The sequence below is a fragment of the Pseudomonas sp. BW7P1 genome (assembly GCF_024981055.1).
In the GTDB taxonomy this organism is placed as follows: domain Bacteria; phylum Pseudomonadota; class Gammaproteobacteria; order Pseudomonadales; family Pseudomonadaceae; genus Aquipseudomonas; species Aquipseudomonas bananamidigenes.
Window position 1 is genome coordinate 985001 of record NZ_CP103374.1, and the last position, 24249, is coordinate 1009249.

A 24249-nucleotide genomic window follows, 5' to 3' on the forward strand; every position below is an offset into this window, starting at 1 on the left:
ACCCGAAACCGGGCGATCTATCCATGGGCAGGTTGAAGGTTAGGTAACACTGACTGGAGGACCGAACCGACTACCGTTGAAAAGTTAGCGGATGACCTGTGGATCGGAGTGAAAGGCTAATCAAGCTCGGAGATAGCTGGTTCTCCTCGAAAGCTATTTAGGTAGCGCCTCATGTATCACTGCTGGGGGTAGAGCACTGTTTCGGCTAGGGGGTCATCCCGACTTACCAAACCGATGCAAACTCCGAATACCAGCAAGTGCCGAGCATGGGAGACACACGGCGGGTGCTAACGTCCGTCGTGAAAAGGGAAACAACCCAGACCGTCAGCTAAGGTCCCAAAGTTATGGTTAAGTGGGAAACGATGTGGGAAGGCTTAGACAGCTAGGAGGTTGGCTTAGAAGCAGCCACCCTTTAAAGAAAGCGTAATAGCTCACTAGTCGAGTCGGCCTGCGCGGAAGATGTAACGGGGCTCAAACCATACACCGAAGCTACGGGTATCACGCAAGTGATGCGGTAGAGGAGCGTTCTGTAAGCCTGTGAAGGTGAGTTGAGAAGCTTGCTGGAGGTATCAGAAGTGCGAATGCTGACATGAGTAACGACAATGGGTGTGAAAAACACCCACGCCGAAAGACCAAGGTTTCCTGCGCAACGTTAATCGACGCAGGGTTAGTCGGTCCCTAAGGCGAGGCTGAAAAGCGTAGTCGATGGAAAACAGGTTAATATTCCTGTACTTCTGGTTATTGCGATGGAGGGACGGAGAAGGCTAGGCCAGCTTGGCGTTGGTTGTCCAAGTTTAAGGTGGTAGGCTGAGATCTTAGGTAAATCCGGGATCTTAAGGCCGAGAGCTGATGACGAGTTGCCTTCAGGCGACGAAGTGGTTGATGCCATGCTTCCAAGAAAAGCTTCTAAGCTTCAGATAACCAGGAACCGTACCCCAAACCGACACAGGTGGTTGGGTAGAGAATACCAAGGCGCTTGAGAGAACTCGGGTGAAGGAACTAGGCAAAATGGCACCGTAACTTCGGGAGAAGGTGCGCCGGTGAGGGTGAAGGACTTGCTCCGTAAGCCCATGCCGGTCGAAGATACCAGGCCGCTGCGACTGTTTATTAAAAACACAGCACTCTGCAAACACGAAAGTGGACGTATAGGGTGTGACGCCTGCCCGGTGCCGGAAGGTTAATTGATGGGGTTAGCTAACGCGAAGCTCTTGATCGAAGCCCCGGTAAACGGCGGCCGTAACTATAACGGTCCTAAGGTAGCGAAATTCCTTGTCGGGTAAGTTCCGACCTGCACGAATGGCGTAACGATGGCGGCGCTGTCTCCACCCGAGACTCAGTGAAATTGAAATCGCTGTGAAGATGCAGTGTATCCGCGGCTAGACGGAAAGACCCCGTGAACCTTTACTATAGCTTTGCACTGGACTTTGAATTTGCTTGTGTAGGATAGGTGGGAGGCTTTGAAGCGTGAACGCCAGTTTGCGTGGAGCCATCCTTGAAATACCACCCTGGCAACTTTGAGGTTCTAACTCAGGTCCGTTATCCGGATCGAGGACAGTGTATGGTGGGTAGTTTGACTGGGGCGGTCTCCTCCTAAAGAGTAACGGAGGAGTACGAAGGTGCGCTCAGACCGGTCGGAAATCGGTCGCAGAGTATAAAGGCAAAAGCGCGCTTGACTGCGAGACAGACACGTCGAGCAGGTACGAAAGTAGGTCTTAGTGATCCGGTGGTTCTGTATGGAAGGGCCATCGCTCAACGGATAAAAGGTACTCCGGGGATAACAGGCTGATACCGCCCAAGAGTTCATATCGACGGCGGTGTTTGGCACCTCGATGTCGGCTCATCACATCCTGGGGCTGAAGCCGGTCCCAAGGGTATGGCTGTTCGCCATTTAAAGTGGTACGCGAGCTGGGTTTAGAACGTCGTGAGACAGTTCGGTCCCTATCTGCCGTGGACGTTTGAGATTTGAGAGGGGCTGCTCCTAGTACGAGAGGACCGGAGTGGACGAACCTCTGGTGTTCCGGTTGTCACGCCAGTGGCATTGCCGGGTAGCTATGTTCGGAAAAGATAACCGCTGAAAGCATCTAAGCGGGAAACTTGCCTCAAGATGAGATCTCACTGGAACCTTGAGTTCCCTGAAGGGCCGTCGAAGACTACGACGTTGATAGGTTGGGTGTGTAAGCGCTGTGAGGCGTTGAGCTAACCAATACTAATTGCCCGTGAGGCTTGACCATATAACACCCAAGCAATTTGCGCTTAAAAGCCAGATTGCGGTGTGTGAAGACGAAACGAACCGAAAGTTCGAGTTCACAAACACCGATGGCTGTCACATACCCGATTTGCTGAAGCGAGGCCATCTTGTCACGACTCGGCACACAGAATTTCTTGACGACCATAGAGCATTGGAACCACCTGATCCCATCCCGAACTCAGAAGTGAAACGATGCATCGCCGATGGTAGTGTGGGGTTTCCCCATGTGAGAGTAGGTCATCGTCAAGATTAAATTCCGAAACCCCGATTGCGAAAGCAGTCGGGGTTTTGTTTTGTCCGCAGGAAAGTTCGTACGGCATTCTCGGACGCCTTGCGGCTGCCCTCGCCAGCCGACAATGCTAAGGTTCAGACCTAGCTTTTGTATTTTTTCAAGGAAGCCTTATGCCGGACACTCAGTCCCTCAACGCTGCATTCATGGTAGTTCAGAGCAACAGCCTGGACGAACTGCGCAGCCTTGTGATCAGCATAATGCGGCGTTATCCGCTGGCTCCTCTGGAAAACGAAATTGCCCTCGTGCAGAGCAATGGCATCGCCCAATGGCTCAAACTCGCATTAGCCGAGGATCCTGAAGCGGATGAACTGGGTGGCTGCGGCATTGCTGCCGCCATCGATGTGCAATTGCCGGGCAGTTTCATGTGGCAGCTTTACCGCATGGTTCTGGGACGAGATGAGATTCCGGCCAAGTCCCTGCTCGACAAGGCCCCTTTGACCTGGCGACTGATGCGCTTGCTGCCACAGGTCATCAACCGGCCGCATTTCGAACCACTGCAACGATTCCTGACTCATGACACGGACCTGCGCAAGCGCTATCAGTTGTCCGAGCGACTGGCAGACCTGTTCGATCAGTATCAGGTGTACCGTGCCGACTGGCTCGAGGATTGGGCCGAGGGGCGTCATCAGCTACGTAATGTCAGAGGGGAAGTGAAACCACTCCCCAGCACCAGTTGCTGGCAGGCAGAGCTATGGCGTGCATTGCTTGAAGATGTCGGTGAGCAAGGCATGGCTCAAAGCCGGGCAGGCGTGCATCAGCGATTTATGGAATGCATCAACAACCTTGAAAATGCACCGGCAGGTTTGCCTTCACGAGTCATCGTTTTCGGGATTTCCTCACTGCCTGCACAAGTATTGGAAGCGTTGGCAGGACTGGCCCGGTTCAGCCAGGTCCTGCTCTGCGTCCACAACCCTTGCCGCTATCATTGGGCCGATATCGTTGCCGACAAGGATCTGTTGCGTCATCAATACAAGCGTCAGGCTCGCAAGAACGGCATGCCCGTGGTGCTGGATCCGGAATCTCTGCATCAACACGCCCATCCGCTGCTTGCCGCCTGGGGCAAGCAAGGTCGTGACTACATCAATCTGCTGGACAGCTATGACGATCCAGGCAGCTATCGCGGGGCATTTCGCAACGGCCGCATCGACCTGTTCAGCGAAACCCTTGCGCAAAACATCCTCAACCAATTGCAGGACGACATCCTGGAACTGCGCCCGCTCAGCGAGACGCGTGAGTTATGGCCCGATGTCGATCTGAAGCAGGATCAGTCGATCCGATTCCACATTGCTCACAGTGCACAGCGCGAAGTGGAGATTCTCCACGATCAGCTTCTGGCTCGCTTCAGTGCCAATCCGCAATTGCGACCCCGCGATGTGATCGTGATGGTACCTGACATCGACAGTTATGCACCGCATGTCCGTGCGGTATTCGGGCAGCTGGATCGCCATGACCCACGTTTCATCCCTTTCACGCTGGCAGACCAGGGACAACGCGGTCGCGATCCATTACTGATCGCTGTCGAGCATCTGCTCAAACTGCCAGACAGTCGTTTTCCCGTCAGTGAAGTCCTCGATCTGCTCGATGTTCCCGCATTACGCGCGCGGTTCGGTGTGCAAGAGCGAGATCTGCCGACACTGCATCGCTGGATCGAAGGCGCCGGTGTGCGCTGGGGGATGGACGCAGACCAGCGTGCCGGGCTGGGATTGCCCAATGAACTGGAGCAGAACAGCTGGCGTTTCGGCCTGAGGCGGATGCTTCTCGGATATGCGGTTGGCGATTTCGGTGCCTGCGCGGATATTGAACCCTACGATGAAATTGGCGGTCTTGATGCGGCGTTGATCGGTCCTCTGGTCGCACTTCTGGATGCCTTGGAGTACTCGCACCAGCAATTACTGAGGCCTGCGAGACCTCAAGAGTGGGGGAGCCGGTTACAGGTACTGATGCAGTTGTTTTTCAAGCCGAGCAATGAACACGATGACTACTTGTTGACTCAGCTCGAGGAACTGCGCGAGTCATGGCTGGAGACCTGCGAGTCTGTCGGACTGGAGGACGAGTTACCGCTGACCGTTGTTCGCGAGGCCTGGCTGGCCGGGCTGGACCAGGGGCGTTTGTCGCAACGATTCCTGGCCGGTGCGGTGAACTTCTGCACCCTGATGCCGATGCGGGCCATTCCATTCAAGCTGGTTTGTCTTCTGGGCATGAACGATGGCGACTATCCTCGGGCACAACCTCCCCTGGACTTTGACCTTATGGGGAGCGATTACCGGCCGGGAGATCGTTCCCGCCGTGAGGATGATCGCTACCTGCTGCTCGAAGCGCTGTTGTCTGCTCGCCATCAGCTTTACATCAGCTGGGTCGGGCGCAGCATTCGGGACAATAGTGAGCGACCACCTTCGGTGCTGATCGGTCAGTTGCGTGATCATCTCGCGAGCGGCTGGCGAACGACTGATGAAAAAACCAATATTCTGGAAGCCCTGACCCAGGAGCATCCACTTCAGCCATTCAGTGCGCGCTACTTTCATGAAGGCAACGAACTGTTCAGCTATGCCAGTGAATGGCAAGTGTTGCACCAGCATCATGAGCCTGCTGGGGTAGCATCCAGGCTTGAACCTCATGTGCAGGAAGAGCCACTGAGCCTCGCATTGCTGCAGGATTTTTTGCGTAACCCGGTTCGCCACTTCTTTACCCAGCGATTGAAGGTCTACTTCGAAGCGGCACAGGCTCCCCAGGCGGATGAAGAGCCCTTTGTGCTGAACGCGTTGCAACGATACGCCCTGAGCGAAAGCCTGCTCGAAGCAGCCTTGAGGCAACCTGAGAATGTCGATCAGGCGCTTGAGGCTCAAGCAAGACGTCTGCAAAACAGTGGACTGCTGCCCATGGCGGGATTCGGTGAGTGCCTGCAGCGAGAATTGATCGAACCACTGCCTGATTTGCTGCAACGCTATCAGCAGCTACTGACGCTTTGGCCGACGCCGCTGACCAGTGCGACACCGATCAGTCTGCAATGGCAAGGTTTACGTCTGGAGGGATGGCTGAGCGGTCTGCATCAACGAGCCGATGGCGGAGTGTTGTCGGTGACGACGATTCCCAACGGCATCGGTTCGGTCAAAAGCCGCAAGTGGCACCGTCTGACCAAACCATGGGTCAATCATCTGGTCGCTTGTGCGAGCGGGCTTTCACTGACGACTGCGCTGGTTGCCAGTGACGACACTCTTTTACTTGAACCGATGGAGCAGGATCGGGCCTGGGGAGTACTCGAAGATCTGCTGCTCGCCTGGCAGTCCGGGATGCGTCAACCACTCCCGATCGCGGTGAAAACTGCATTCGCGTGGCTGGGGCAGAGTGATTCGCTGAAGGCAGAATCGGCTGCCCGTAAAGCTTATGAAGGTGATGGTCTGACCAGCGAAGGTGAGCGACGCGAAAGCCCCGCATTGGCCCGTCAGTTTCCGGATTACGATGCACTGCTGGCCGACGAGACATTCTCCGATTGGTGCAACGCTTTATACCGCCCGTTACTCGAGGCTCCCTGGCAGTCCCTGGCCGATGCGGGAGTTCGTTCATGAGCGCAAAGCAACCTCTCGCCCTGGCGTTTCCGTTGAAGGGCAGTCAACTGATCGAGGCCAGTGCGGGCACGGGCAAGACATTCACCATTTCTGCGTTGTATCTGCGCCTGATCCTTGGTCACGGAGGTGAAGCGAGTGGTTTCGGTCGCGAGCTGCTGCCACCACAGATTCTTGTGGTGACCTTCACTGATGCGGCAACCAAGGAATTGCGCGAACGTATTCGCACACGCCTGGCCGAGGCCGCACGTTTTTTCCGTGACGAGACACCACCCCCTGATACGTTGATCGATGAGCTGCGCATGCAGTTCGAGCCTCAGCAATGGCCCGGCTGCGCCAACCGCCTGGACATTGCCGCACAATGGATGGACGAAGCCGCCGTTTCGACGATCCACAGCTGGTGCCAGCGAATGCTGCGCGAACATGCCTTCGACAGCGGCAGTCTGTTTACCCAGACACTGGAGACCGATCACAGCGAGTTGCTGGGCGAGGTGCTCCGCGATTACTGGCGTCTGTTCTGCTACCCGATGCATGGGGATGCTTTGAATTGGGTTCGCAGCCACTGGGGTGGACCGGCAGCGTTGTTGCCTCGCCTGCGAGGACTCTTCGGCACCGAACCTGTAGAGGCGGAGTACAGGACTCCGGCTGAGCTGATCGAAGCGTGTCTGCAGGAGCGCCGTGCGGCATTGATTGAATTGAAGAAGCCTTGGCATCAGTGGGCAGATGAACTGCTCGCCCTTTGTCATCAGGGCGTCGCGAGCAAGACTGTCGACGGGCGCAAGATGCAGGCCCGGTACTTCGAGCCCTGGTTCGAGAAGCTCAAGGCCTGGGCTGAAGATGAGTCCCAGGAACAACTGGACATCGGAACCGGATTTACCCGACTAACGCCTGATGGCATGGCCGAAGCCTGGAAAGGCGAGCCACCAAGCCATCCGGGGCTGGACGCCATGCAGGCACTCAAAACGAGCCTTGACGGACTGCCGACACCCGATACCGCTGTGCTGCAGCACGCCGCCAAATGGGTTGGTGAGCGCTTTGAAGAAGAGAAGCGTCGACGTGCCGAAATGGGCTTTGACGACATGCTGCTGCGTCTCGACGCAGCCTTGCAATCCGAAGGAGGCGAGCGCCTCGCCACTCTTATCCGGGAACAGTTTCCGGTTGCCTTGATCGACGAGTTCCAGGATACGGATCCGGTGCAGTACCGGATCTTCGAGCGCATTTACCGCATCGAGGACAACGATTCCGATATCGGGCTGTTTTTGATCGGCGATCCCAAGCAGGCGATCTATGCCTTCCGTGGTGCAGACATCTACACCTATCTGCGCGCCCGACAGGCCACGGCCGGTCGACTGCATACACTGGGCACGAACTTCCGTTCCAGTCACGGGATGGTGCGTGCAGTGAACCAGGTGTTCGAGCGCGCCGAGTCCCGGGAACAGGGACGGGGTGCGTTTCTTTTCCGAGAGAAAACCGGTGACAACCCGGTACCGTTTCAGCCTGTGGATTCGCAGGGGCGAAAGGAGCAGTTACAGATTTCGGGGCACGACGTCCCGGCACTCAACATCTGGCATTTCTCCACCGAGCAGCCGGTTTCCGGTGCGGTCTATCGCCAACAGTTTGCAGCTGCTTGCGCCAGTGAAATCACGGCCTTGCTCAATGGCGGACAAGGCGGCAGCGCTGGCTTCGTCCAGGACGGCAAGGCGTTTCGCGGACTGCAACCGGCAGACATTGCGATCCTGGTACGCGATGGCAAAGAGGCTCAAGCGATACGCGGCGAACTTGCCGCCAGGGGAGTGCGCAGCGTTTATCTGTCAGACAAGGATTCGGTTTTCGCCGCCCAGGAGGCCCATGATCTTCTGGCCTGGCTCAAGGCCTGTGCCGAACCGGATATCGAGCGCTCGCTGAAAGCTGCCCTGGCCTCTACCACGTTGAATCTGTCATTGGCCGAGCTGGAGCGATTGAATCAGGACGAAATGGTCTGGGAAGCCAGAGTCATGCAGTTCCGGGCTTATCGTGAGCTGTGGCGCAAGCAAGGCGTGCTGCCGATGTTGCGGCGTTTTCTGCATGACTTTGAGCTGCCGCAGACATTGATTGCGCGCACTGACGGTGAGCGGGTACTGACCAATTTGCTGCACTTGTCGGAGCTGCTGCAACAAGCGGCCTCCGAACTGGATGGCGAACAGGCCCTGATCCGGCACCTGGCCGAGCACCTGGCATTATCCGGTCAAGCCGGTGAGGAGCAGATCCTTCGTCTTGAAAGCGACGAGCAACTGGTCAAGGTGGTGACCATCCACAAGTCCAAAGGGCTCGAGTACCCGTTGGTATTTCTGCCCTTCATTTGTTCGGCCAAACCCGTTGACGGCAGCCGCCTGCCGCTGCACTACCACGATGAATCCGGTCAGGCCCGGATCAGTCTCAAGCCTGATGCCGAGCTGATTGCCCTGGCCGACAATGAACGTCTCGCGGAAGACCTGCGTTTGCTGTACGTCGCGCTGACCCGTGCGCAACATGCCTGTTGGCTCGGTGTGGCGGACCTCAAACGTGGTAATAACAGCAACTCGGTCCTGCATCTTTCAGCGCTAGGTTATCTGCTGGGAGGCGGCGCCTCCCTGGGTGATTCCAGCGGTCTGATCCGTTGGCTCGATGATCTGAAAGAGCATTGCCCTGCGCTGAACGTTCTTGAAATGCCACTGGCGACAAATGAGCGCTACCAGCCACCTCGCAACGTAGCGACCCCAAGTGCCACGTTGATTCCCGAACGCAAGGCCAGCGAAAACTGGTGGATCGCTTCCTATAGTGCATTGCGCATCAGTGACGTGTTGACCATGGGCAGCGACGAGGCACCAGACAGCCCGCAAGCGCAGAAGCTGTTCGACGACGAACGTCTCGAACCCGATGCCCCCCGTGAGATCATCCCCGGAGGCGCCGATATTCATCGTTTCCCCCGTGGTCCGAATCCGGGAACGTTTCTCCATGGCCTGCTTGAGTGGGCAGGTAATGAAGGGTTTGCGGTTTCGAGCGAAGCGCTGGCAGACGCGATCGCCCGGCGTTGCAATCGGCGCGGCTGGGAAGGCTGGATCACCACCCTTACCGATTGGCTGCGGCATCTGCTGCAGTCACCGATGCCGGCAGGTGCGGGTCGTCCGCCAATCATTTTGGCGCAATTGAAGCAGTACCGGGTCGAGATGGAGTTCTGGTTCGCCAGCCACAAGGTCGATGTGGTCAAGCTCGACGAACAGGTCTGCAAGTACACCCACAGGGGCACAGCCCGGGTCGCCGCGGAAGCGGTGCAGCTCAATGGAATGTTCAAGGGGTTCATCGACCTGACCTTCGAGCACGATGGCCGTTACTACGTGGCGGACTACAAATCCAACTGGCTGGGCATTGATGACGCTGCCTACACCGAACAGGCCATGGAGCAGTCGATTCTGGAAAACCGTTATGACCTGCAATACGTGCTGTACCTGCTGGCACTGCATCGCCAGCTCAAGGCGCGTCTCGCCGATTACGACTATGACCGGCATGTCGGGGGGGCGTTGTACCTGTTCCTGCGCGGTACCCGGGCCGACAGCGGTGGCGTTTATTTCGCGCGCCCGCCACGGGAACTGATCGAGCGCCTGGACCGGATGTTCCAGGGCAAACCGGAACCGAGAACCGAACCGGTGTGGGAACAGGGAGAATTGCTATGAGCCGCACCTTCGTGGATTTCCCACCGGTTTCGCTGGATGCCGAAGACCTCGGGCAACTCACACCGCTGACCCGGGCCCATGACCTGCTGCAACTACTGAACCTTTGGGTCGAGCGTGGATGGTTGCGGGCTCTGGACAAGGCATTCGTGGCGTTTCTTCATGAGCTGGCGCCTGATGTCGATCCGCTGGTATTGCTGGCCGCCGCGTTGACCAGTCATCAACTCGGTCATGGTCATGTCTGCCTGGATCTGTACGAAACCCTCAAGGCTCCGGACTTCGCCCTGTCCCTGCCACCGGAGGGGGATGTGCAATCCGGTGTATTGCTGCTGCCCTCGCAGTTGCTCGAGAGCCTTGACGGGGCGCATTGGTGCAAGGTTCTGGCCGGCAGTCCACTGGTGGCGCTGGCCGTCGACGACAGTGAGTCCGCGCGGCAATGCCCTCTGGTGCTGTCCGGTAAACGCCTGTACCTGCGGCGCTACTGGACCTATGAGCGCCGCATCGACATGGCACTGCGTCAGCGCCTGGCGGAGTGCGAACCGACACCGGATGATCTGTCGCAGCGGCTGGACGGGTTGTTTGGCGCGGCAAGGAAACCCGACGCAATCGACTGGCAGAAACTGGCCTGCGCACTGGCGACCCGAGGTGCCTTCAGCATCGTCACGGGCGGGCCGGGCACCGGCAAGACCACCACGGTCGTGCGTTTGCTGGCCTTGCTCCAGGCGCCTGCCGTCGAGGCTGGCCAACCTTTGCGCATTCGTCTGGCTGCGCCTACGGGGAAAGCCGCTGCACGGCTGACCGAGTCCATCAGTCAGCAGGTGCAGTCATTGAAGGTTGCCGAGGCCGTTCGGGAAAAGATTCCTTCCGATGTGACGACTGTGCATCGCCTGCTCGGCAGTCGTCCCGGCACCCGTCATTTCCGCCACCATGCCGGCAATCGCCTGCCACTGGATGTGCTGGTGGTCGATGAGGCGTCCATGATCGACCTGGAGATGATGGCCAACCTGCTTGATGCGTTACCGCCACACGCCCGCCTGGTGTTGCTGGGCGACAAGGATCAACTGGCCTCGGTTGAAGCCGGTGCGGTGCTGGGGGATCTGTGCCGCGATGCCGAGGCCGGCTGGTACAGTCCGCAGACACGTCAGTGGCTGGAGTCCGTGAGCGGGGAGTCCTTGCAGGGCGCCGGTCTGCACGAGGACTTGGAGGGTACGCATCCCCTGGCGCAGCAAGTGGTGATGTTGCGTCACTCGCGGCGATTTGGCGAGGGCAGCGGCATCGGCCAGCTTGCACGCCGGGTGAATCAGCAACTGCCGCATGAGGCTCGCCAGTTGCTGGCAGCGCGAAGCCATGACGACGTGTATTCGCTGGCGCTCAAGGGAGAGCATGATCACGCACTGGAACGCCTTGTTCTGGATGGGCATGGCGAGGGCCCACACGGCTACCGACATTATTTAAGCGTTTTACGCAATCAGCGCCCGCCTGCCGGAGCTCCCATTGAACATCCCGGTTGGCTCGAATGGGCGCGAGAGGTTTTGCGGGCGTTCGATACGTTCCAGCTGCTCTGCGCGGTTCGCAAGGGGCCGTGGGGCGTTGAAGGGTTGAACCGGCGCATCACCGAAGCGCTGCTCAAGGCGCGTCTGATCGACAGCGACCAGCAGTGGTATGAAGGCCGCCCTGTGCTGATGACCCGTAATGACTATGGCCTGGGGCTGATGAATGGCGATATCGGCATTGCGCTCAAACTGCCTGAACCTGACGGACGGGCCGTCGGTGAACCTGTCCTGCGGGTGGCATTCCCGCGCAATGACGGGCGCGGCGGCATCAGGTTTGTGCTGCCGAGCCGGCTCAATGATGTAGAAACCGTGTATGCGATGACCGTGCACAAGTCTCAGGGCTCGGAGTTCGCTCATACCGCACTGATTCTTCCGGATGCGTTGAATCCGGTGTTGACCAAAGAGCTGATCTACACCGGTATTACCCGAGCCAGGCAATGGTTCACATTGATCGAGCCGCGAAGCGGGGTGTTCGAGGAGGCCGTGCAGCGCAAGGTCAAGCGCTTGAGCGGTTTGATGCTTGAACTGGAGGACGGGGCGGGGACTCAAGAGTGAAGATGTCAGCGTTTTCCAGCACGATCTGACCAGTCGGTCAGCGGGGCTTGTATCGCTGGTGTTTCAACGCTGTGCTATCGTTGCGGCATCATTTCGTAACGATCCAAGAGAATCCCTGCATGAAGCTGGCTGTCTGGGCGACAGAGCGCGTAGTTGGCAGCAAACGAGTATTGCTTGCCATTCTGCTCTGCTTGCTCACGGGTGTGGCGGTTGCTCAGCCGGAACTGCCGGTGAGCATGGCTGAACAGAGGGCCAGGTCTGTCACTCAAGTGGTGCTGGGCATTCTCAGTTATGCGCGCTGGCCGGTCGAACCTGCACAGTTGCGTCTGTGTATCGTCGGCCCTACCGAATACACCGATGATCTGGTGAAAGGCACGACCCAGGCGACGGGCCGTCCTGTCGCTGTGCGTCGTCTGCTGGCAGACAACCCGACAGTCGCCAATGAGTGCGATGCGGTGTACATCGGCAAGCTTACCGCCGATGAGCGCAATCGGTTGTTCGCGTCGCTGATCGGCCATCCGGTCCTGAGCATCAGCGAGGGTGGCGATCAGTGTACGGTCGGCAGTCTGTTCTGTTTGCGGGTTGGCGACGAGCAGGTGTCTTTCGAGGTCAATCTCGACTCCGTCGCCCGTAGCGGCGTTCGTATCCATCCAAGCGTGCTGCAGTTGTCGCGCCGCAAACCGGCGGTCCCATGAAGCGCGACCCTTCCACCGGACGTCCGACCCTGGGCTCGGTCATCGGTCGCGGGCATTTGATTGTCGCGCTGGTCGCCGTAGCGATGGCCAGTGTGTCCCTGACCCTGCTCGGCGTGCTGGCGCTGCGGGTCTATGCCGATCACAACCTGCACCTTATCGCGCGTTCGATCAATTACACCGTGGAAGCCGCGGTGGTATTCAACGACAAGGCCGCGGCGACGGAAGCGCTCGCGCTGATCGCCTCGACCGAAGAAGTGGCTGACGCGCAGGTGCTGGACAGTCAGGGCCAGGTACTCGCCCGTTGGCAGCGACCGGAGAACGGTCTGTTTTCCGCGCTGGAAATGCAGGTGGCACGAGCGATTCTGGAAAAACCGATCAGCCTGCCAATCCTGCATCAGGATCGTGAGATCGGACGTATTCTGCTGACCGGCCACGGCGGGAGCCTGATGCGATTTTTGTTGAGCGGTCTGGCGGGCATCATTCTCTGCACCGCGATCAGCGCCTGGGTTGCGCTCTTTCTGGCGCGTCGCCAGTTGCTCGGCATTATCGGGCCATTGCACAGCCTCGCCAAAGTGGCCCACGCCGCGCGCAGCGAGCGCGCGCTGGATCGGCGCGTACCTCCGGCGAAAATCGCCGAACTCGACAACCTTGGCAACGACTTCAACGCCCTGCTCGATGAACTGGAGTCGTGGCAGACCCACCTGCAAAACGAGAACGAAACCCTTGCTCACCAGGCTACTCACGACAGTCTCACCGGATTGCCCAACCGCGCGTTTTTCGAGGGCCGGTTGATTCGTGCATTGCGCAGCGCCAATAAACTCAACGAGCGCGCAGCGGTGCTGTTTCTCGACAGCGACCGTTTCAAAGAGATCAATGACAATTTTGGCCACGCTGCCGGCGATGCGGTGCTGGTGGCGGTGGCGAACCGGGTGCGCGCGCAGTTGCGTGAAGAGGATCTCGTGGCGCGTCTGGGTGGTGACGAATTCGCCGTGCTGTTGACGCCGTTGCACAAGACCGAAGATGCCGAGCGCATCGCCGACAAGATTCTCGCCAGCATGGACACGCCCATTCCCGTACCGGGCGACACCAGTGTGGTGACCTCGCTCAGTATCGGCATTGCCGTTTATCCCGATCATGGTGCTACGCCGGGCACCTTGCTCGATGCCGCCGACGCCGCGATGTATCAAGCCAAGCGCCTGTCCCGTGGCGCCCAATTCACCGCCGGGTCGGAGCACCCGGTCGATCCCGTTCAAACCAGGAGCTGATGCCGTGTTCTCACTTTCCGTTCGACTGTTTTCCACTCTGTTGCTGACGGTCATGCTGACCCTCACCGGTTGCCAGACCGCTCCGCAAAAAGGCCTGACACCGGCGCAGATTGCCGTGCTCAAGCAGCAGGGCTTTGAACTGACCGACGATGGCTGGGAGTTCGGCCTGTCGGGCAAAGTGCTGTTTGGCAGTGATGTGGAAAGTCTGAACAAACAAAGCACCGATATCGTCGAGCGTATCGGCAAGGCTCTGCTCGGCGTCGGTATCGAGCGGGTTCGCGTGGATGGTCACACCGACGCCTCGGGCAAGGAAAGCTACAACCAGCAGTTGTCTCTGCGCCGGGCGAAAAGTGTCAGCAAAGTGCTGACGTCGGTTGGCATGAAAGAGGAGAACATCCAGCTGCAAGGCCTCGGCAGCCGCGAACCGGTGGCGTCCAACGATACGGCTGCCGGTCGCACCGAAAACCGCCGGGTCTCGATCGTGGTCAGTGCCGACTAGTCGGCGAACTGCATTTCCCGCGTCTGCCCCATCAGCAGACCCTGATTGCGCTCGGTCACTTCACGGATGTAATCCCACAGCAGGGTGATCCGCTTGAGCTTGCGCAAATCCTCCCGGCAGTACATCCAGAACTGCCGGGTGATATCGATTTCCTCCGGCAGCACCGGTAGCAGGCGCGGGTCCTGCGCCGCGAGGAAGCACGGCAGAATCGCCAGCGAACGTCCCTGCTGCGCCGCCACGAATTGGGCGATGACGCTGGTGCTGCGCAAATGGGCGTTGGCACCGGGCAACACGTTCGCCAGATACAGCAGCTCCGAGCTGAACGCCAGGTCATCCACATAACTGATGAATTGATGCTTGCCCAGGTCGGCGGGGCGGCGGATCGGTGGGTGCTTGTCCAGGTATTCCTGGGTGGCGTACAGCTGCAAGCGGTAGTCGCAGAGTTTGCAGCACACATACGGCCCGTGTTCCGGGCGCTCGAGGGCAATGACGATGTCCGCCTCGCGTTTGGACAGACTGATGAAGTGCGGCAGCGGCAGGATGTCTACCGAGATGGCCGGGTAGGCATCGACGAAATGGCTCAGCTGCGGCGTGATGAAGAAACTGCCGAAACCTTCTGTGCAGCCCATCCGCACGTGGCCGGACAGTGCGACACCGGAGCCGGACACCTGCTCGCAGGCCATGTGCAGCGTGCTTTCGATCGACTCGGCATAACTCAGCAGACGCTGGCCTTCGGCGGTCAGCACGAAGCCGCTGGTGCGGGATTTCTCGAACAGCAATGTGCCCAGCGCGGCTTCCAGCGAACTGATTCTGCGCGACACCGTGGTGTAGTCCACCGCCAGGCGCTTGGCCGCGGTGCTGGCCTTGCGGGTACGGGCGACCTCCAGGAAAAACTTGAGGTCGTCCCAGTTCAGCGAACCCAGAGACGTGATGTTTTTTTGCATGATGGACGGGCTTATATGTGCGTTCTTATTAGAAGTTTGCACATCTATACTCCAAAAACAGTCCGACAACCAATTCGTGACACACGCCTCATCTCAAGGCGAACCTTCGCCTTGGCTCCCAAGATAAAAACAATTTCCGGAGACCAGCATGAACGCATCGCTTACGCCCAACGAAACCACGGTCCAGAAGGTCAAGCTGCTGATCGACGGCGAGTGGGTCGAGTCGCAGACCACCGAGTGGCATGACATCGTCAACCCGGCGACCCAGCAGGTGCTGGCCAAAGTCCCGTTCGCCACCGCTGCTGAAGTCGACGCTGCCGTCAGTGCCGCCCAGCGCGCCTTCCAGACCTGGAAACTGACCCCGATCGGCGCGCGTATGCGCATCATGCTCAAATTGCAGGCCTTGATCCGCGAACATTCCAAACGCATCGCCGTGGTACTGAGCGCCGAGCAGGGCAAGACCATTGCCGATGCCGAGGGCGATATTTTCCGTGGCCTGGAAGTGGTCGAGCATGCCTGTTCCATCGGCAGCCTGCAGATGGGCGAGTTCGCCGAGAATGTGGCCGGCGGCGTTGACACCTACACCCTGCGTCAGCCGATCGGTGTCTGCGCCGGCATCACGCCGTTCAATTTCCCGGCGATGATTCCGCTGTGGATGTTCCCGATGGCCATCGCCTGCGGCAACACCTTCGTGCTCAAGCCGTCCGAACAGGATCCGCTGTCGACCATGTTGCTGGTGGAGCTGGCGATTGAAGCCGGCATTCCGGCCGGTGTTCTGAACGTCGTACACGGTGGCAAGGACGTGGTCGATGGCTTGTGCACCCACAAGGACATCAAGGCGGTTTCGTTCGTCGGTTCGACTGCCGTCGGCACCCACGTTTATGACCTGGCCGGTAAACATGGCAAGCGCGTGCAATCGATGATGGGCGCGAAAAACCACGCCGTGGTGCTGCCGGACGCCAATCGTGAGCAAGCGCTCAATGCCTTGGTCGGTGCCGGTTTCGGCGCGGCGGGCCAGCGTTGCATGGCCACTTCGGTGGTGGTGCTGGTAGGCGCGGCCAGGCAGTGGCTGCCGGACCTGAAAGCGCTGGCGCAGAAGCTCAAGGTCAATGCCGGCAATGAGCCGGGCACCGATGTCGGCCCGGTCATTTCGAAAAAGGCCAAGGCGCGAATTCTCGACCTGATCGAAAGCGGCATCAAGGAAGGCGCCAAACTTGAACTGGACGGTCGCGACATCCGCGTACCGGGCTACGAGAACGGCAACTTCGTCGGCCCGACCCTGTTCTCCGGGGTGACCACCGACATGCAGATCTACACCCAGGAAATCTTCGGCCCGGTGCTGGTGGTGCTGGAAGTCGACACCCTCGATCAGGCCATCGCGCTGGTCAACGCCAACCCGTTCGGCAACGGCACCGGCCTGTTCACCCAGAGCGGTGCGGCAGCACGTAAGTTCCAGAGCGAAATCGACGTCGGCCAGGTCGGCATCAACATCCCGATTCCGGTGCCGGTACCGTTCTTCAGCTTCACCGGTTCGCGCGGTTCGAAACTCGGCGACCTCGGCCCCTACGGCAAGCAAGTGGTGCAGTTCTACACCCAGACCAAAACGGTCACGGCGCGCTGGTTCGATGACGACAGCGTCAACGACGGCGTGAACACCACCATCAACCTGCGCTGAGGAATGGCCATGAAAATCGCATTTATCGGTCTGGGCAACATGGGCGCGCCGATGGCGCGCAACCTGATCAAGGCCGGGCATTCACTGAACCTGGTAGACCTGAACAAAACCGTGCTGGCGGAACTCGAGCAACTGGGCGGCACCATTCGCGCCTCGGCTCGCGAAGCGGCAAAGGATGCAGAGCTGGTCATCACCATGCTGCCGGCGGCGGTGCATGTGCGCAGCGTCTGGCTCGGTGAGGACGGTGTGCTGGCCGGAATCGGCAAAGGTGTGCCGGCAGTGGATTGCAGCACCATCGATCCGCAGACCGCTCGCGACGTGGCAGCGGCGGCGGCCAGACAAGGCGTGGCCATGGCCGATGCGCCCGTGTCCGGCGGTACCGGCGGCGCCACGGCCGGGACGCTGACCTTCATGGTCGGCGCCACACCGGAACTGTTTGCCACCCTGCAACCGGTGCTGTCGCAGATGGGCCGCAACATCGTGCACTGCGGTGAAGTCGGCACCGGGCAGATCGCCAAGATCTGCAACAACCTGTTGCTGGCGATCTCGATGGTCGGCGTCAGTGAGGCCATGGCGTTGGGCGATGCGCTGGGGATCGACACCGGCGTGCTTGCCGGGATCATCAACAGCTCGACCGGGCGTTGCTGGAGTTCGGAAATGTACAACCCGTGGCCGGGCATCGTCGAAACGGCACCGGCCTCGCGCGGTTACACCGGTGGTTTCGGTGCCGAACTGATGCTCAAGGATCTGGGGCTGGCCACCGAAGCGGCGCGCCAGGCCCATCAGCCGGTAGTGCTGGGCGCCGTGGCGCAGCAGTTGTATCAGGCGATGAGCCAGCGTGGGGAAGGTGGCAAGGACTTCTCGGCGATCATCAACAGCTATCGCAAGCCGCAGTAATCGTCGACAGGCCTGTGCGCGGCACAGGCCTTTATTGCCGGGAAATCACGTCGGGTGGTTTCCCGGCTTTTTTGCATCAGGCGAACACGAAATATTTGCGCACGGTCTCGACCACTTCCCAGGTGCCCTTCATGCCCGGCTCAACGACGAAAATGTCGCCGGCACGCAGATGGATAGGCTCCATGCCATCCGGGGTGATGACGCAGTAGCCTTCCTGGAAATGGCAGTACTCCCATTTCACGTAATCCACCCGCCACTTGCCGGGGGTGCAGATCCAGGTGCCCATGATCTTGCTGCCATCTTCGCTGGTGTAGGCGTTGAGGTTGACGGTGTGCGGGTCGCCCTCGAGCTTTTCCCATTTGCAGGCGTCGAGTACGGGCAGCGGGTGGGTGTCGCGCAAAACGGTAACAGGTGCGGTCATTGGTGAGTTCCAGAGCAGGCCTTGAAGCGGAAGCTGCACCCTATAGCGCCGGGTACTTTGCCAATTGTCAGGGTTCGACATTCAGTTGCTCATAAACGCAACAACGGATTGCACTGAACGGTTAGTCAATAACCCCTGGAACTTTAATTAAGGGAATGTACTGATCTGGAACAAAGGTTATGAACTTATAACAAAATTACTTGCTTTAATTTGGCTGGTGATACGCCAGAGGTGTCGTCGCTAAGTTGCTTTCCATAGTTGAACATGAGTGCGGCGGGCGCTCCACCCTACGCAGACATTGTTAAGTAAATATGTCGCTCCGACCAAACGCTTGCACCAATCGAGTGCAGCATTTACGGGCTTGTGCACGTTCGTCTCAGATCAATAAAAAACTTTGAACAGTTCGTTGACTCTCCCCTTAAGGGCAGAGTTTAGATTTCCGCCGCGTGAGAAGTTGCTGTGGGAAAAGTTACTTCTCGAATACGGAAAATATGAGTCAGACACGACATATAGGGAGATAGAAATGAACAATCCATTGGACTTGGAACAGGTCATTGGCAGCACTCGCGCCATTCTCGCGCAGTTGTTGGTAATGAGCGCTGACGAAATCGATGAACACAGCAGCATCGTCGAAGATCTGGGAGCGGACTCGCTGGACATCGTCGACCTCAGCTTCCAGCTGGGTCGCCAGTATGGCTGCACCTTGCCCAAGACCAGCGTGCTGGACCACGCGGTGGCTGTCTGCGGGGACGCCAGCGAGTTTCTGGCCAATGGCCGGATCACTGAAAACGGCAAGGCCCTGCTGGAGCAAAGCCTGAGCGCCTACGCACCGGACCAGCTCAAGGCCGGCATGCAACCAGCGCAGGTGTTCGCGGCCACCACGGTTCTCAACTGGGCGCAGCAGTGCCGCAATCTGTTCAATTACCTGCCATCGAGCTGCCCTGACTGCAACGCCCATCAAGCCGTGCTCAACGAGCGTCAGCAAGTGGTCTGCGGTGCCTGCAGCGCACGCCTGGTGCCGGCCGATGGCGACGAAGTCTCCCGTCAACTGGTCGAGCAGTTTGTCGCCACTCACGTCAAAGAGACGGTGTAGGAGCTCACATGCGGGCACGAGAAGTCTATGTGAGCGGGTTCGGCCTGGTGGCGCCCATGGCGCTGGACGCCGCCACGTTGTTCGAGCGCATCAGCCGGAAACAATCCTGTGTCCGCGAACATCCCCGGTTCCAGGCATTGGGGTTTCGCAACAGCGCGGCCGGGTTTATTGATGAAGCACAGTGGCAGAAGATCGCCGCCGGATTCGGTGGCAATGCAGCGTTGCACCCGCGTCAGAGCGTGCTGGCCGAGTACGTCGCGCGTCAGGCGTTGCAGCACGCCGGTCTGACACCGGTCGACTTTGCCCACAGCCGCAGCGGTCTCTTTCTGGGGGCCAACAAATATTGTGCCGACAGCGACGATCTGCAGCGGGTCAGTCGATGCATGGATGACGCAGGAAGAGTCGATCTGGATCGCCTGCTGGACCATCCGGCACCGTCGGGCTCGGCCTTCGTGCGTCGGGTCGATCAGCAGACCCAGCATCTGGCGGACTGGCTCGGTATCCGCGACTGCATCTCGACCCACTCTGATGCCTGCGCCGCCGGCACCATGGCCATCGGCAGCGCTTTCCGGGCGATCGAGCGCGGTGAAGTGGATCTGGCGATTTGCGGCGCCGTGGAACTGATGGCCAATGAGCTGCCGTATTACATGTTCAACAGCCTCGGCGCGTTGTGCCAGGCCGACCTGCCGGCAGGCGAGCAGAGCCGCCCGTTCATGCCCGATCGCAGTGGTTTTGTGCTCAGCGAAGGCGCGGCACTGGTGATTCTCGAATCCGCCGAGCATGCCCGGCGCCGCAAGGCCAGGCCATTGGGACGAGTGTTGGGCTACGCGAATGTCTGCGAAGCCCAGAAGATGACCTCCAGCAGCCGGGATGGCAGCAAGTACGAGGAATGCATGGACGCAGCAATCGAAGATGCCGGGCTGCTGCGCAGTGCCGTGCAACACGTCAACACCCATGGGACTTCCACCCAGGCCAACGACAGTTGCGAGGCCCTGGCTCTGCAACGACTGTTTGGCGAATGTCAGGACTTCATGACCTTCACCGCCAACAAATCGGCCATGGGTCACTCTCTGGCGGGCAGCGGTGCCATTGAAGCCGTGCTGTCGTTGATGACCTTGCGCGACGGTGTGCTGTTGCCGACCTTGAACTATGAGCCTGAGCGCGCCGAATACCCTTCACTGAAGTTCCTCAGTGAGCCAATGCGTCAGTCGATCAACGTGGTGATGTCCAACTCCTTCGGTTTCGGCGGCGTCAACAGCTCGCTGGTTCTGGGGAGGGCATGACATGAACAGACCCCTCTACATCAATGCCGCTGCCGTACTCAATGCGGCCGGCAGCGAATGCGCCGATCTGCTCGGCACACCGCCGGTGCCACAACCGCTGGCCTTCGACCTGCAACGCAAGGCTCTGGCGTTGCCCGTGCCGCGCCTGGCCAGTGATCTGTTCGATCGCAAGATCCAGCGCAGCGTCGAACCCCAAGGGCTGCGTCTGCTGCATTGCGCTGCACGGCTGGCACCCGCGCTGGCGGCATTGCAACTGCCTGCAGCGCGCATTGCCCTGACTGCCGCGATCCCGGAGGTGGACGCACCAAGTCCTTGCTGGGATGCCGTGCAGGCGATCCTCGAACAACCGCACAAACAGCTGTCGCAACTGTTGGCCAACACCCCGCCATTGCATGCGCTGACACTGCTCAACAGCAGCGTGATGGCTTACGTGGCCGAGGCGCTGAATTGCCATGGCCCGATGGGCGGCTTCTGCTCCCAGGACAATGCCGGGCTCGATGCGTTGATCGAGGCCTGCCAGCAAATTGCCGAACGACACGCCGATGCGGCGCTGGTGGTCAGCAGCAGTCCGAACCTGACACCGGCCCTGTACCTGCGCGAGCCCGCTCTGGCGGACGAGCCGGTTTACGGTGAAGGCGCTGCGGCGCTGTTGCTCAGTTCGAAACCGCTGCAGGACGCCACGCAGGTCTTGCGTGTGGCCGGGTTTGCCCGAGGCTACAGCGCGGATCCGCAGCGTACGCTGGCCGTCGGCAAACGCGTGATCGAGCGCGCCCTGAGCAAGGAAAAACTCTGTGTGGGCGACGTTGCCAATCTGGTGGCCAATCCCGCCGACCGGCAACTGATGAGCCTGTTTGAATCGAAGCCTCAATGTCTGCGCAGTGTCAGCGCAATGACCGGCGAACTGGGCGCCAGCGGATTGCTGACCGAGGTTGCCATGGCTTTGCACCACAGTCGCGAAGCAGGCGCTGTGCCTGGTTACACCTTGCTCGTCAGTCATGGTCGCGCCGGTCACTGGGGCGCATTGCTGTTGGCCAGTGAAACCCTGGAGAAGTACGCATGAGTGCGACACGGATTGTGATCACCGGAATGGGCGCGGTAACCGGATTCGGTTTCGAATGGCAGACCCTCTGGGAAAAAATGCTCGGCGCCGAACACTGCGTGCGCCCGTGGCAGCCGCAAGACCTGCAGGACAATGAATTTCCGGTTCGCTACGCGGCGCCCGTGGACATGGCGTTATTGCCCGGGCATTTGCAGAACCACCCGGCCTGGACGCTGCCCCTGGAAAAACGCAGTCGCTTTGGCTGGGTGGCTGCCAGCCAGGCCGTCGCCGACAGTGGGCTGAATCCCGGGCAATTGCGCGAGGCTGCCGTGCTGTGTGCTTCCGGGGCACCGCAACACATGCTCGCCGACATGCTTCTGACTCAGGCGCCGGACGGCGATGCACCGGACTGGCGACACCTGATGGCGCGGGCCACGGAAGTCAGTGCCGAAGGCTCCCTGCGTCAGGCGAATGACCGGCTGGCGCGAGTGATTGCCGACGACCTCGGTTGTGAAGGTCCGGTGATCAATATCAGCAGTGCCTGTGCCGGCGCGTCCCAGGCGATCGGCAATGCGTTCCGGATGATTCGTCGCGGCGAAGTGGACGTTGCCGTGGCCGGTGGCGCCGACTCGGTGCTCAACCTCGACACCATGGCGGCGTTGTACCTGCTGGGTGCCGCCTCGGGCGAGCAACGCTGGGGCGCTGATCTGTGCCGACCGTTCGATCGTGACCGCAGCGGTCTGATCGCCGGCGAAGGCGGCGGATTCGTTGTATTGGAAAGTCTTGAGCATGCCCTGGCGCGAGGGGCGACCCCGTATGCCGAAGTGCTCGGTTACGGCAGCAGCCTGGATGCCTACAAGGTCACCGCGCCGCAGCCGGAGGGCCGGGGCGCCGCGTTGGCCATGCAAGCGGCGCTGGACGATGCCGGGTTGCAGCCGCAACAGATTGACCTGATCAATGCTCACGGCACCTCGACACCACTCAATGATGTCGCCGAGACCCTGGCCATCAAGCAGGTGTTCGCTCGGCACAAGCATTTTCAGACGCTGGCCGTCAGTGGCAACAAATCACAATTCGGTCACCTGATCGCGGCGGCCGGGGCGCCGGAGTGCATTGTCACTGCACTCGCCTGTCTGAACGATCTGGTCACGCCCACCGTGAACCTGCACGAGGCCGATGAGCGCTGCGATCTGGATTATTGCGCCGGTCAGGCCGTCAGCCGTCGTGTGGATTACGCCCTCAGCAACTCCTTTGGCTTCGGCGGGCTGAACACCTCGCTGGCACTTGGCAAATATCGGGAGCACGGACAATGACTAGCGCCACTGCACGCATTGCCATCGCTGGCAGCGGTTGTGTGTTGCCCACGGGCTGGGGTGTCGAGGGATTCTGGTCGGCAGCCCGGGAAGGTCGCAGTGCGATTGCGCCTCTGCAAACGCCGCTGTTTCACAGTGAACGCATCGCCGCATTCGGACAGATCGATGACGCCACGCACCAGCGCAGTCGCCAGGACGTAGCGCAAAACCTGCAGCGTTACTGCCCGCCGGCGGTGATCTGGGGCGTGAGCGCGGCACGCCAGGCGCTGGCCGAGGCTGGCGTCGAACCCGGTCGGGACGGTTTGCGGTATGGCCTCTATTGCTGCCAGGGCGGGTATACCCATCCGTCGGTGGCTTCCTATGGAGAACTGCTTCAAGAGTCCCGGACCGACAGCGCAGCCGACATGAACCGCCTCGCTCGACAAGTGTTGCAGGAGCGTGCGCTCGATCCGTTTCTGGTGCTCAAGAGTCTGAGCAACGGCTTGCTCGGCGTGGTCAGCCTGGCGTTGAAACTGGAGTGTGAGTGCAACGCCTACATGCAAGGCGTGGCCGGCAATCTGGCGGCATTGCGTCAGGCGCACAGTGCCTTGCAGAGTGGACGCATCGACGTGGCCATCGTGGTCGGGGCCGGCAGTGAGCTCGACCCGCTGGCGCTGGCCGCGCTCGCCGAGGCCGGTGTGATCGGTACCGACGGTTCCCGGCAGATGCTCGCCTTCGACCGAAAAGGTTCGGGCGGCATTGCCGGTGAAGGCGCCGCTGCGCTGGTGCTGCGACGGGCCGCGGATCTGCCGCCGGAACCGCAGATTTGCCTGACGGCGCTGTTCGCGCACCCGCGTCTGGACGCTCTGAGCCTGCCGGACAAACAGGTCGATCTGCTGATCAGCAGCGCCACCGGCACGGCGCACAAGGACGCCGATCTGGCCCGCACGCTGGCCCGTACCGGCGCCGCACACATCACCAGCAGCACGGCGTTGACCGGCATCCTCAGCGGTGCGCCGAGCCTGGTCGACCTGATCCTCGCCCGCCGGATGCTGCAGGCCCAAAGCATCGCGCCGATTGCCGGGCTGACGCAGCCGGTGGATACGCATCTGCCGTTTGTCTCGGGCGAACCACGGGATGCCGTTCTGCACGATTGCCTGGTGATCAACCGCGACGACAACGGCTTCAGCGCCTGTTACCAACTCGACTTGCAGGCGGACGACTGACCGCTTGAAGGCAATACATCGCTTCT

Annotated in this window: 15 protein-coding genes and 2 rRNA genes (1 of these 17 running past the window's edge); 15 read left to right on the forward strand and 2 right to left on the reverse strand. The window is 59.9% G+C overall.

The features are described from left to right. The 8 genes from NWV16_RS04370 to NWV16_RS04405 all read left to right on the forward strand — a co-directional run. Nucleotides 1-2231: ribosomal RNA gene (locus NWV16_RS04370) — 23S ribosomal RNA — on the forward strand (it extends 660 nt beyond the left edge of the window). A gap of 150 nt (nt 2232-2381) precedes the next feature. Continuing rightward, nucleotides 2382-2497: ribosomal RNA gene (gene rrf / locus NWV16_RS04375) — 5S ribosomal RNA — on the forward strand. 153 nt (nt 2498-2650) lie between these two features. Beyond that, on the forward strand, nt 2651-6103 hold the full coding sequence (recC, locus tag NWV16_RS04380) for an exodeoxyribonuclease V subunit gamma (protein WP_260522106.1): 3453 nt from the start codon (nt 2651-2653) through the stop codon (nt 6101-6103). After that, nucleotides 6100-9789 (forward strand): exodeoxyribonuclease V subunit beta, encoded by a 3690-nt coding sequence (gene recB / locus NWV16_RS04385; RefSeq protein WP_260522107.1) that lies wholly within the window; start codon nt 6100-6102, stop codon nt 9787-9789. The genes recC and recB overlap by 4 nt, the downstream gene beginning before the upstream one ends. Continuing rightward, nucleotides 9786-11894 (forward strand): exodeoxyribonuclease V subunit alpha, encoded by a 2109-nt coding sequence (gene recD / locus NWV16_RS04390; protein WP_260522108.1) that lies wholly within the window; start codon nt 9786-9788, stop codon nt 11892-11894. The genes recB and recD overlap by 4 nt, the downstream gene beginning before the upstream one ends. 119 nt (nt 11895-12013) lie before the next feature. Beyond that, nucleotides 12014-12589, forward strand: a complete 576-nt coding sequence (locus tag NWV16_RS04395; RefSeq protein WP_260522109.1) for a YfiR family protein — start codon at nt 12014-12016, stop codon at nt 12587-12589. Continuing rightward, on the forward strand, nt 12586-13854 hold the full coding sequence (locus NWV16_RS04400) for a diguanylate cyclase domain-containing protein (RefSeq protein WP_260522110.1): 1269 nt from the start codon (nt 12586-12588) through the stop codon (nt 13852-13854). The genes NWV16_RS04395 and NWV16_RS04400 overlap by 4 nt, the downstream gene beginning before the upstream one ends. A 52-nt stretch (nt 13855-13906) precedes the next feature. Continuing rightward, the gene (locus NWV16_RS04405) at nt 13907-14353 is read left to right on the forward strand and encodes an OmpA family protein (protein WP_404820986.1); all 447 of its coding nucleotides are present in this window, start codon (nt 13907-13909) and stop codon (nt 14351-14353) included. On the opposite strand, the gene NWV16_RS04410 is transcribed toward NWV16_RS04405, so the two are convergent. After that, nucleotides 14350-15297: a LysR family transcriptional regulator gene (locus NWV16_RS04410; RefSeq protein ID WP_260522111.1), complete on the reverse strand. Its 948-nt coding sequence runs from the start codon at nt 15295-15297 to the stop codon at nt 14350-14352. The genes NWV16_RS04405 and NWV16_RS04410 overlap by 4 nt on opposite strands. Before the next feature lie 148 nt (nt 15298-15445). Between NWV16_RS04410 and NWV16_RS04415 the strand changes: the two genes are divergently transcribed. Together NWV16_RS04415 and mmsB are read left to right on the forward strand one after the other, a co-directional pair. Beyond that, on the forward strand, nt 15446-16972 hold the full coding sequence (locus NWV16_RS04415; RefSeq protein WP_065261042.1) for a CoA-acylating methylmalonate-semialdehyde dehydrogenase: 1527 nt from the start codon (nt 15446-15448) through the stop codon (nt 16970-16972). 9 nt (nt 16973-16981) lie between these two features. Continuing rightward, the gene (gene mmsB, locus NWV16_RS04420; RefSeq protein WP_260522112.1) at nt 16982-17869 is read left to right on the forward strand and encodes a 3-hydroxyisobutyrate dehydrogenase; all 888 of its coding nucleotides are present in this window, start codon (nt 16982-16984) and stop codon (nt 17867-17869) included. A gap of 76 nt (nt 17870-17945) precedes the next feature. Here the strand turns inward: mmsB and NWV16_RS04425 are convergent, their stop codons facing one another. Then, a complete protein-coding gene (locus NWV16_RS04425; protein WP_065261044.1) occupies nt 17946-18290 on the reverse strand; it encodes a cupin domain-containing protein in 345 nt (114 codons plus the stop codon). A gap of 523 nt (nt 18291-18813) precedes the next feature. Here NWV16_RS04425 and NWV16_RS04430 point away from each other — a divergent pair. From NWV16_RS04430 to NWV16_RS04450, 5 genes are read left to right on the forward strand one after another with little or no spacing between them, the layout of a single operon-like run. After that, nucleotides 18814-19383, forward strand: coding sequence for an acyl carrier protein (locus NWV16_RS04430; RefSeq protein WP_064382630.1), 570 nt, complete (start codon nt 18814-18816; stop codon nt 19381-19383). A gap of 8 nt (nt 19384-19391) precedes the next feature. Further along, nucleotides 19392-20666, forward strand: coding sequence for a beta-ketoacyl-[acyl-carrier-protein] synthase family protein (locus NWV16_RS04435; RefSeq protein ID WP_260522113.1), 1275 nt, complete (start codon nt 19392-19394; stop codon nt 20664-20666). Between the two features lies 1 nt (nt 20667). Next, nucleotides 20668-21726, forward strand: a complete 1059-nt coding sequence (locus NWV16_RS04440) for a beta-ketoacyl synthase (protein ID WP_260522114.1) — start codon at nt 20668-20670, stop codon at nt 21724-21726. Beyond that, nucleotides 21723-23018 carry a beta-ketoacyl synthase gene (locus tag NWV16_RS04445; RefSeq protein ID WP_260522115.1) on the forward strand — a complete coding sequence of 432 codons (1296 nt, stop codon included), beginning with the start codon at nt 21723-21725 and terminating at the stop codon, nt 23016-23018. The genes NWV16_RS04440 and NWV16_RS04445 overlap by 4 nt, the downstream gene beginning before the upstream one ends. Continuing rightward, entirely contained in the window at nt 23015-24223 is a 1209-nt protein-coding gene (locus NWV16_RS04450) for a beta-ketoacyl synthase N-terminal-like domain-containing protein (protein ID WP_260522116.1), read from the forward strand. The genes NWV16_RS04445 and NWV16_RS04450 overlap by 4 nt, the downstream gene beginning before the upstream one ends. Nucleotides 24224-24249 lie beyond the last annotated feature (26 nt).

Coding starts and splice junctions, on each gene's coding strand:
- mmsB (WP_260522112.1), top strand. CDS start 16,982: ATGAAAATCGCATTTATCGGTCTGGGCAACATGGGCGCGCCGATGGCG.
- recB (WP_260522107.1), top strand. CDS start 6,100: ATGAGCGCAAAGCAACCTCTCGCCCTGGCGTTTCCGTTGAAGGGCAGT.
- recC (WP_260522106.1), top strand. CDS start 2,651: ATGCCGGACACTCAGTCCCTCAACGCTGCATTCATGGTAGTTCAGAGC.
- recD (WP_260522108.1), top strand. CDS start 9,786: ATGAGCCGCACCTTCGTGGATTTCCCACCGGTTTCGCTGGATGCCGAA.
- NWV16_RS04450 (WP_260522116.1), top strand. CDS start 23,015: ATGACTAGCGCCACTGCACGCATTGCCATCGCTGGCAGCGGTTGTGTG.
- NWV16_RS04400 (WP_260522110.1), top strand. CDS start 12,586: ATGAAGCGCGACCCTTCCACCGGACGTCCGACCCTGGGCTCGGTCATC.
- NWV16_RS04425 (WP_065261044.1), bottom strand. CDS start 18,290: ATGACCGCACCTGTTACCGTTTTGCGCGACACCCACCCGCTGCCCGTA.
- NWV16_RS04405 (WP_404820986.1), top strand. CDS start 13,907: ATGCTGACCCTCACCGGTTGCCAGACCGCTCCGCAAAAAGGCCTGACA.
- NWV16_RS04410 (WP_260522111.1), bottom strand. CDS start 15,297: ATGCAAAAAAACATCACGTCTCTGGGTTCGCTGAACTGGGACGACCTC.
- NWV16_RS04445 (WP_260522115.1), top strand. CDS start 21,723: ATGAGTGCGACACGGATTGTGATCACCGGAATGGGCGCGGTAACCGGA.
- NWV16_RS04395 (WP_260522109.1), top strand. CDS start 12,014: ATGAAGCTGGCTGTCTGGGCGACAGAGCGCGTAGTTGGCAGCAAACGA.
- NWV16_RS04435 (WP_260522113.1), top strand. CDS start 19,392: ATGCGGGCACGAGAAGTCTATGTGAGCGGGTTCGGCCTGGTGGCGCCC.
- NWV16_RS04415 (WP_065261042.1), top strand. CDS start 15,446: ATGAACGCATCGCTTACGCCCAACGAAACCACGGTCCAGAAGGTCAAG.
- NWV16_RS04430 (WP_064382630.1), top strand. CDS start 18,814: ATGAACAATCCATTGGACTTGGAACAGGTCATTGGCAGCACTCGCGCC.
- NWV16_RS04440 (WP_260522114.1), top strand. CDS start 20,668: ATGAACAGACCCCTCTACATCAATGCCGCTGCCGTACTCAATGCGGCC.